The sequence below is a fragment of the Streptomyces nanshensis genome, from assembly GCF_001751255.1.
In the GTDB taxonomy this organism is placed as follows: domain Bacteria; phylum Actinomycetota; class Actinomycetes; order Streptomycetales; family Streptomycetaceae; genus Streptomyces; species Streptomyces nanshensis_A.
In genome coordinates, this window is sequence record NZ_LJGW01000408.1 from 1 (window position 1) to 9,141 (window position 9,141).

Below are 9,141 nucleotides of genomic sequence, written 5' to 3' on the forward strand. Positions count from 1 at the left end.
CCGATTTAGCCCCCCACCCCCTCATCCGTCCCGCCCCTGCGAGCCGACCCCATCCGAGGCCGTCCCTTCTGACGCCGTCCCCCTGGAGGCAGTCCCCTCCGAGGACGGTGCTCGGGCGGCCGTGCGTTCCTGGTGGATCGCGACGCCGGCGATCACCAGGGCGACTCCGCCCAGTTCGGCCACCGTGGGCGTCTGCGCGAGCACGATGAGACCGATCGCCACCGCCGTTGCCGGCAGCAGGGACAGCATCAGCGCGAACGTCGCACGCGGCAGGCGCGCCATGGCGAGCTGATCACACACGTACGGGATCACGGACGAGCAGACCCCGACCCCGAACGCACTCGCCAGCAGCACCGGTGACGTCAGCGCGACCGCGGCATCCCCGACGCCGACCGGAGCGACCACGACCATCGCCACGAGCATCGCCGCCCCGAGCCGGTCGATGCCCGAAGCGCCGCCGTCTGCGGCCAGCCTGTGTCCCAGCACGACGTACAGCACGAACAGGGCGCAGTTGCCGAACGCGAAGGCCAGTCCCAGCGGTTCGGACGACAGATGTACGTCCGTGAGCAGCCACACACCGACGATCGCCGTGACCAGAGCACACACGTTCCGCGCGGACCGCAGCCCGACCGCCGCCAGTACCACCGGCCCGAGGAACTCGATCGCACCCACCCTGCCCAACGGCAGTCGTTCCAGGGCGAGATAGAACGAGCTGTTCATCAGCCCGAGCACGCCCCCGAGCGCCATCAGCAACCGCCGCTGACGCCACGACGACTCCGTCCACACCCGCCACGGCCGACGCCATACGGCGAAGACGACCGCTGCGGACGCACAGCGCAGCCAGGCCACGCCGAGTACATCGATGCGGGCGAACAGCAGCACCGCAAACGCCGGCCCGAGGTAGTGGAAGACCGCACTGGTCACGAAGTACGTGGACGGCGGCAACCGCCCGCCTGCCCGTGCCCGCCCGGCACCCGTCCCCTTCTGGACGCCGGCGGCAGCTCTGCGAGTACGTGAGACGTTGGCCATGCGTGACACGATCGCAAGCAGAAACCCGTGCTGCCATGCCGGAAGTGCAAGCGTCCCGGTGTGATACTTGCAGGTCAATCACTCATAGCGACTCCATGGTTGGTGATGGTGAAAATGGATGCTCTGGACAGGGCTCTCCTGTCGGAACTAGCTGCCGATCCCCGCCTGGCCACCGCGGAACTGGCCCGGCGTATCGAGGTCTCGGTCCCCACTGCTCGCGACCGCCTGCGCAGGCTGCAAGAGAGCGGCGTGATCCGCGGCTACCGCCTGGACATCGATCCCGCGGCCCTCGGCTACCCGGTGGCCGCCTTCGTCCGAGTGCGGCCGGGCCCGGGTCAGCTCCCGAAGATCGCAGAGCTGGCCCAGAGCCTCTCCCAGGTCAGCGAGTGCCACCGCGTCACCGGCGAGGACTGCTTCCTGATCAAAGTCCATGCCGCGGACGTCAGTTCATTCGAAGACGTCCTCGACCGGTTTCTGCTCTACGGGCAGACGACGACCTCGATCATCCAGTCCACCCCCGTACCGCCGCGGACACCCGGACTGGGTGACCACGGCAGTACGGGCAGCGGACATGGACGCCGACGCAGAACGTCGAACGGGACCTGACCCGGCAAGCTCAGCCGAGCACGGAGCACCGAGCGCCAACTGCCCGAAGCAGCCGTACACACCGCGCCGACACGCGCCCAACTGATTGACGAACGCACCGACTCGACGGACGCCTCCTGCTCGGGACTGAAGCCGTCCCCCGTCACACCTGCGGACGCGGGCGCAGCCCTTCCAGGAGTATCTCGAGCAACCGCCTTGAGGCCGCGGCCTGCTGAGCCGCATCCGGCAGCGAGGGCGCGGCGGTGGCTATGACCAGCAGGACGTCGCCGACGGTCACATCGTCGCGCAACTTCCCCGCGTCGCGGGCCCGTTGCACCATCTGCCCGACCACGCCCAGCAGTTCGGCGCTGCCGGAGTCGTCGTCGAGCCCTTCCAGGCTGTCGCCGCCGCGCTTCTCCTGCCCGCGTCCGGCCGCCGGTGCGGCAGTCACTCCGTCCTCGACCAGACGCAGTCCGGCCTGGCCCTCCTGCCCGTACGTCCCCTGCCGCTGCTGCGGAACCCGCGCCGGGCCGCCCTCAGTTGCGGGCGCATCGCCGCCCCAGCCGTCCGCGCGCAGTATGCGCGGCGGCAGCAGCCGGCCGGCGCCAGAGGCCACCGACGTACGCAGGAAGCGGGAGAGAGCCGACCACGGCTCCTGTTCCTGGCCGAGAGCTGTGCGCGCCTGCTCGGTGAGACGGGCGGTCTCCTCCGCCGCGATCCGCCGGACCAGTACGTCCTTGCTCGGGAAGCGGCGGTACACGGTGCCGACGCCGACGCGGGCCCGTCGTGCGACGTCCTCCATCGGCGCCCCGTAGCCGAGTTCGCCGAAGACCTCGCGTGCTGCCCGCAGTACGTGTTCCAGATTCCGCTGTGCGTCGACCCTCAGCGGGGTCGGCCGCTGTGCTGCCACGGTCTCCGTGGCCCGGCCGGCCGCGCCGGCCTTGTTCGCGCCGGTGGTCTCCCGTACGGCCCCGATGCCGTTGCCGCCGGCGCCACCTTCCTGGCTCCCGGTGTCCGGCGCAGCCGCCATGGCTGCAGCAACAGAAGAAGAGCCGTGAATACCCTGAATGCGCATCAATTTTCCCCCGGTCATCAAAGTCTCCCCCCGGAGACCCTCACGCTGTCGCGGTCGGTGGCGTCGGCGTCGCCGTGGTCTTCAAGCACCGCACCATCGACCCCACGAACATAGTTCAGCACTGGTCAGGAGAGAAGGGGGCGGCTGCGCGGACGTCCGGCGACGCTCCGGACGCAACTGCCACCGACACTCGCGTACCCCTTCGCACGCCCCGACGCACCCCGTCTGACCTGCGGCGATGTGTACCCGCATGTGCCCGCGGGGAATGCGGAGGCGCGGTCTCCGCTAGTCGGACAATTCTTTGAGCCTGTGGACAAACACCCGGTCCCGGGTGCGTCATGGACTCGTGACCAAGGCGATGAACGAAACCGCGCGCATTCTCGTGATCGGCGGCGGATATGTGGGCATGTACACAGCCCTGCGTCTTCAGCAGAAGCTGAAGCACCAGCTCAGGCGAACCGCCGATGCATCCGGCCGGTCCGGCAGCCGCGGTTCCGATGCGTTCTCCGGGGTTTCCGCCGCTACCGGAGACCCGCAGAGCGGCAGCTCAGGCGGCGTCGAGATCGTCGTGGTCGACCCCGAGCCCTACATGACCTACCAGCCCTTCCTCCCGGAAGCCTCCGCCGGTTCCATCTCGCCGCGCCACGTCGTCGTACCCCTGCGAAGAGTCCTCCAGGACTGCCGGCTCGTCATCGGCGAAGCGGTCTCCATCGACCACCCGCAGCGCGTCGCCCAGGTCAAGACCCTCGCGACGGACGAGGAGGGCACCGGACCCATCGAGATCCCCTACACCGAGCTCGTCCTCGCGCCCGGTTCCGTCTCGCGCACCCTGCCCGTCCCCGGCCTCGCCGAGCACGGCATCGGCTTCAAGACCGTCGAGGAGGCCATCGGCCTGCGCAACCACGTGCTCGAACAGCTCGACATCGCCTCGTCGACCCGCGATCCCGAAGTCCGCGACGCCGCCCTCACGTTCGTCTTCGTCGGCGGCGGATACGCGGGCGTCGAGGCCCTCGCCGAACTCGAGGACATGGCCCGCTACGCGTGCCGCTACTACCACAATCTGCGCGCGGAAGAGATGAAGTTCCTGCTCGTCGAAGCCTCCGGCAGGATCCTCCCCGAAGTCGGCGAGGAGATGGGCACCTACGCCCTGCGCGAGCTCCGGGCCCGCAACATCGACGTACGACTGGACACCCGCCTCGACTCCTGCGAGAACCGCGTCGCCGTACTCAGCGACGGCTCGCGCCACCCCACACGCACCCTCGTGTGGACGGCGGGCGTCAAGCCGCACCCCGTACTCGCCGCGGCCGGCCTTCCCCTCAACGGCCGCGCCAGGCTCAAGTGCACGGCCCAACTGCGCGTCGACGGCGTCGAGAACGCATGGTCCGCCGGCGATGCCGCGTCCGTGCCCGACCTCATCGCCCGGGACAAGGGTGAGGAGGACGCCACGTGCGCACCCAACGCGCAGCATGCAGTACGCCAGGCCAGACGCCTGGCGGACAACATCGCCGCCACCCTGCGGGGTGAGGCGGCGAGCGACTACCGTCACGCGTACGCGGGCTCCGTCGCCTCGCTCGGTCTGCACAAGGGCGTCGCGCACGTGTACGGACGCAAGCTCAAGGGGTATCCGGCGTGGTTCATGCACCGCGCCTACCACCTCAGCCGCATCCCGACGTTCAACAGAAAGGCACGAGTCCTCGCCGAATGGACCTTGGCGGGGCTCTTCAAGCGCGAGATCGTCTCGCTCGGTTCGCTCGAGCACCCTCGGGCGGAGTTCGAACTCGCAGCAGGAGGAAGCCGCCGCCCCGAGAAGGACTACTGAGGGGCCGTACCGGAGCCAGAGCCCTCGCAAGGGTCCTCGGAGTGGCTTCCGGAACGGGCGGCAAGTGATACGACGGGTGAGCGGTGCGTGATCCAATGGCTGCGCCGAGCATCATGCGGAACGTGTGACCATGAGTGGGCTCGCATCCGCGGACAGTGACCAGTACGACGGCTCAGCGGGGGGCCGTCTCCGTAACGACACGAGGAATCGGACGACCGTGAATTTCACGCGCTGGAGCGCCCGACTGCCCGGCACACAGCGGCGCAACTCCGCCGCACAGGCCGCCAGAGCAGCAGCGGCGCAGGCGCAGCAGACGTCCGGCGGTACATCCGAGGACACCGGGGGCACCGGCGTCGCGGAGGCCGACGGCGACGATCCCGCAGAGGCCGACGGCCCGGCCGACGACGACGCGAGGCACAACGCCGGCAACGTCCCGGCGGCACGCGCGGACCGGCGCCGCAGAGGCGCGTCCGACGGCGAAGCGGAATCCGGAGGCCCGCCCGGTCGGGCCGGCCGAAGTTCCAGGACGAAGAGCCGTACGAACGCCGAGTCCGCCGGTCGCGGCAGAGCCGGCGGAGCCGGTGGCAGCGCGGGGGAGGCGCAGACCTCCAGCGCCCACGTCACCCGCAGCATCGACGCGCTCTCCGTCCACGACCTGCTGGGCCAGGTGCCGGCGCTCGCCGCCGTCGTCCACGGCCCCGATCACCGCATCGCGTACGTCAACGACGCCTACACCGCCGTCTTCGGCACCCGTAGGCAGGGCGAGGCGGCCCGCGACGCCCTGCCGGAACTCGTCGAACTCGGCCTGCTCCCCCTCATGGACCAGGTGCTGCGCAGCGGCAAGCCGCGCACCGTCAAGTCCCGCCGGGTACCGCGCAGCGCCGAAGCACGCGACAGCCGGGACGCCTTCTACACCTTCACCTGCACCCCCATCACCGCCGACGGCGAGAACGGCGTGCTGATCTTCGCCGCCGAAGTCACCGACCAGGTCGAAGCGGCGGAACGGCTGCGTGCCAGCGAACGCCGCCAGCGCGAAGCCGCCGTCACGCTCCAACGCAGCCTGCTGCCCCAGGAACTGGAACAGCCCGACGACCTCCGGGTCGCCGCCACATACCAGCCGGGCGGTACGGAAGCCGCCGTCGGCGGCGACTGGTACGACGTCATCACCCTCGGCGCCGGACGCACCGCCCTCGTCATCGGCGACGTCATGGGACGCGGCGTACGCGCCGCAGCCGTGATGGGCCAACTCCGCACCGCCGTCAGGGCGTACGCACGTCTCGACCTCCCCCCACACGAAGTCCTGCAACTGCTCGACGGGCTCGCCGCGGAGATCGACCCCAGCCAGATCGCCACCTGCGTCTACGCCGTGCACGACCCCAACGAGGGCCTCCTGCACTACGCGTCCGCGGGCCACCCGCCGATCATCGTGCGCGACTCGGAGGGCAACGTTCAGCAGGCTCCCGAGCCGACCGGACCCCCGCTCGGCACCGGCGGCTGGGTGCACACGTCCTGCTCGCTTCCCCTGCCGCCCGGCGGCTCCGCCGTCCTCTACACCGACGGTCTCGTCGAACGTCGCGACGCCGACATCGACACCGGCGTCTCGATGCTGGAACAGGCCTTCGCGGGTGCCACCGGCTCTCCCGACATCGTCTGCGACCGGCTGCTGCGCTCCCTCGGCATCACCGCGGAGCACGACGACGACGTCGCCGTCCTCGTCCTCCAGCACCCCGCTCGTACGGGGCCCGACGCCGAGCTGTTCCACAACGCCGCCCTCGACCTGCTCGGCGGCACCGAAGCGGCCCCGCGCGCACGGGCGTTCGCCACGGGAGTCCTCTCCTCGTGGCGCTTTCCCAGAGAGCTTCAGGACCTCGGAGTGCTGGCCGCCAGCGAACTCGTAGCCAACTCCCTCCAGCACGGCACCCCGCCGATGCGGCTGCGACTGCGCCGTACCGACCGACGTCTCATCGTCGAAGTCACCGACGGCGACGAGCACTTGCCCCGGCAGCGCTGCGCCGAGGCCGTGGACGAGGCCGGCCGGGGCATCTCCATCGTCGCCACCATCGCTGCCGCCTGGGGCTCACGGCGAACCCCTGACGGCGGCAAATCAGTGTGGTGCGAGTTCGCCCTTCCCACGGCATGACCGCCAGTGAGTAGCCGGGGCGGCGACACCTCCGTACCGAACGGAGGTCGCCGCCCCACCCTCAGACCGCAGCCACGGCAGCACGCTCTCCGGTAAGCGCCTCTGCCGGAACGTCCACATCCGCTCCGGAGCCAGGCGCCGGTGCATCGCCGCTGCCCGCCACCACGACGGACCGGTGCGGCCTGTCCTGTACGGGCGTCAGACGCCGTCCCAGCCACAGAGCCAGCAGACTCACACCCAGCGAGCAGCCCACCAGCATCACGATGTACGCCCCGTACGCACCGACCGCCGCCATCAGCCCACCGACCGCGGGGCCGACAGCCAGAGCAAGTTGCTTCATCAGCGCGAAGGCCGAGTTGTACTGACCAACCAGCCGCCGCGGCGCCAAATCGGCCACCAGCGGGGCCACCGTCGGCGAGAGCATCGTCTCGCCGACACCGAAGAGCGCGTACGTGGTGATGAGCAGCCCCGTGGCGACCGCCTGCGCCCCGTGCACCAGCCCGGAGGCACCGGCCGCAACCCAGGCGACGGCCCAGATGCCACCGACCAGAGCGACGACCCGGCTGCGCCGCCGCTTCTCGACCAGCCGAAGCACGACGTACTGGGTCAGCACGATCACCGCCGTGTTGGCCGCGAGCGCGACGCCCAGCGTCGAGGTCGATATTCGCGTGACCTCCACCGCGTACGCCGACAGGCCGGACTCGAACTGCCCGTAGCACGCGAAGAACAGCACGAAGCCGAGCACGCAGAGCAGCACCATCGAACGGTCCCGCAGCAGCACCGACCAGGCACCGGCCGCCCCGCGCGCGGCCGCAGCCTCCCGCTCTCCGTCCGCGTTCGCACCGCCGGACTGGGGCAACCGCACGGTCGCAAGCACCACTCCGAGTACGACGAACATGGCGGCCTCGATCACGAACAACAGCGTGAACGTCGCGGGCCGGTGCTCATCCACCATCAGCCCGCCGAGCAGCCCACCGACCCCGAGCCCCAGGTTGTTCAGGAAGAACTGCGTGGCGAAGGCCCGTGAACGGGTCACCCGCGTCGAGCACGACACGATCATGGTCGCGAGCGCCGGCTGCAGCACAGCAACTCCCGCCCCCATCAACGCCGATGACACCAGCACGGACGGAGCGCTCTCCGATATGCCGAATCCGAGCGCCCCGACCATGCCCATGGCCGATCCGGTGTACGCGACGGGCAGCGGCCCCCGCACGTCCAGCACGCGCCCGGTGAACGGCAGCACGAGCAGCGCCACGACAGCGAAGACGGCCAGCACGGCACCGGCGGTGCCGTTACCCAGCCCCCTCACCTGTGAGGCGTAGACGAACAGAAACGGCGCGGTGAAACCGTTGCCGAACGCCGCTAGGGCGTTGCCGAACTGGATCCGCCGCAGCGCAGCACCCATCGCCGTGGTCACACTCACCTACCTCTGGTTCAGCTCCCCGATCAGTGAGGAGACTTCGAAGATAAAGTTCGATGCTAAAGACTACACAGGGCAAGGGTTCATGTCGAACGACTTCACATGGGATACTCCGGACCCATGCCCCCCGCTCCTGAACCACAGCCCGCGCTCGACGAGCAGATCGCTATCTACCAGCGCGAATACCGTGACCTGGACACACAGGTGGAGAAGGTCGTCAACGCGCTCAGCCGCCTCGACCGCCGGATGAACGTCGCCTACGGGAGGCAGTTGGCACTGCTCGGCCTCGGCCACGCGGAGTGGGAAGTGCTCAAGGAGCTCGTCATGGTCGGCGCTCCGTACCAGCTCTGGCCCGGCACCATCGCGAAGCGCCTTGGGCTGACTCCCGCCGCCATGACCCACCGCATCGACCGCATGCTCGCCCAAGGTCTCGTCACGCGGGAGCGCGACCCCGAGAACCGTGTGCGTGTCATCGTCGGCATCACGGACGAGGGCCGCGAGAAGTGGCTCCAAGTCATGCGCAAGGCCTCGGTTTTCGAGGAGGACCTGCTTCAGGACCTCACCAAGGTGGAGCGGACGCTCCTGGGCGAGCTGCTCACACGCCTCCTGCGCCGTGTCGAAGACGCCCAGCCGGACGCGAGCGGCCGCCTGACTGACCTGGACTGAAGCCCGTCGGAGGACCTCCGGCAGCAAGTTGACACCGCCATCGCCGATACGTATTGTCCTCCGGGTTGCCACGGAGCCATCGGCTTCCGGGGCTTCTGTCTTGCCGTTTGTCGGCGGTCTTTTGCGGTGGTGTCTCCCTCGTCTTGTGCGGGGCTGTTTTTCGTGTGCTGTGTGCGCCGGAAATCAGTTCGGTGCGGGGTGGGCCGGTGTCTCGATTTTGAGGTGCTGGGTGGGGTGTTCTACTGTGGCGGCCGTGTCGGAAGATGCCCCCTCCCGGCAGGGGATTCAGGTCAGGGAATCCGTTCGGTTCGGAACGGGAATTCGGATCTGATAGTGTCGGGGTCACCGAGAGGGAAGCGCCCGGAGCAGCCGGTGGGTTGTGATGGAAGCGTCCGTTCTTTGAGAAC

General features: G+C 69.4%; 7 protein-coding genes. 4 read left to right on the forward strand and 3 right to left on the reverse strand.

All coding sequences use genetic code 11. From position 1 onward, the window contains the following. Window positions 1–21 precede the first annotated feature (21 nt). Window positions 22–924: an EamA family transporter gene (locus AN218_RS25495; protein ID WP_244900705.1), complete on the reverse strand. Its 903-nt coding sequence runs from the start codon at window positions 922–924 to the stop codon at window positions 22–24. A gap of 219 nt (window positions 925–1,143) precedes the next feature. Between AN218_RS25495 and AN218_RS25500 the strand changes: the two genes are divergently transcribed. Next, window positions 1,144–1,635, forward strand: coding sequence for an Lrp/AsnC family transcriptional regulator (locus tag AN218_RS25500; RefSeq protein ID WP_070019273.1), 492 nt, complete (start codon window positions 1,144–1,146; stop codon window positions 1,633–1,635). A 142-nt stretch (window positions 1,636–1,777) separates the two neighbouring features. Here AN218_RS25500 and AN218_RS25505 read toward each other — a convergent pair whose 3' ends face one another. Then, entirely contained in the window at window positions 1,778–2,689 is a 912-nt protein-coding gene (locus AN218_RS25505) for a TetR/AcrR family transcriptional regulator (RefSeq protein ID WP_476755973.1), read from the reverse strand. Between the two features lie 358 nt (window positions 2,690–3,047). Here AN218_RS25505 and AN218_RS25510 point away from each other — a divergent pair, with 358 nt between their 5' ends. Together AN218_RS25510 and AN218_RS25515 are read left to right on the forward strand one after the other, a co-directional pair. Then, window positions 3,048–4,508 carry an NAD(P)/FAD-dependent oxidoreductase gene (locus tag AN218_RS25510; protein ID WP_070019276.1) on the forward strand — a complete coding sequence of 487 codons (1,461 nt, stop codon included), beginning with the start codon at window positions 3,048–3,050 and terminating at the stop codon, window positions 4,506–4,508. Window positions 4,509–4,725: 217 nt separating this feature from the next. Next, complete coding sequence (locus AN218_RS25515; RefSeq protein WP_070019271.1) at window positions 4,726–6,648, forward strand: ATP-binding SpoIIE family protein phosphatase; 1,923 nt, start codon at window positions 4,726–4,728, stop codon at window positions 6,646–6,648. A 61-nt stretch (window positions 6,649–6,709) separates the two neighbouring features. On the opposite strand, the gene AN218_RS25520 is transcribed toward AN218_RS25515, so the two are convergent. Next, window positions 6,710–8,065 (reverse strand): MFS transporter, encoded by a 1,356-nt coding sequence (locus AN218_RS25520; protein WP_079132581.1) that lies wholly within the window; start codon window positions 8,063–8,065, stop codon window positions 6,710–6,712. 123 nt (window positions 8,066–8,188) lie between these two features. Between AN218_RS25520 and AN218_RS25525 the strand changes: the two genes are divergently transcribed. Beyond that, window positions 8,189–8,734: a MarR family winged helix-turn-helix transcriptional regulator gene (locus AN218_RS25525; protein ID WP_070019288.1), complete on the forward strand. Its 546-nt coding sequence runs from the start codon at window positions 8,189–8,191 to the stop codon at window positions 8,732–8,734. Window positions 8,735–9,141: the final 407 nt, after the last annotated feature.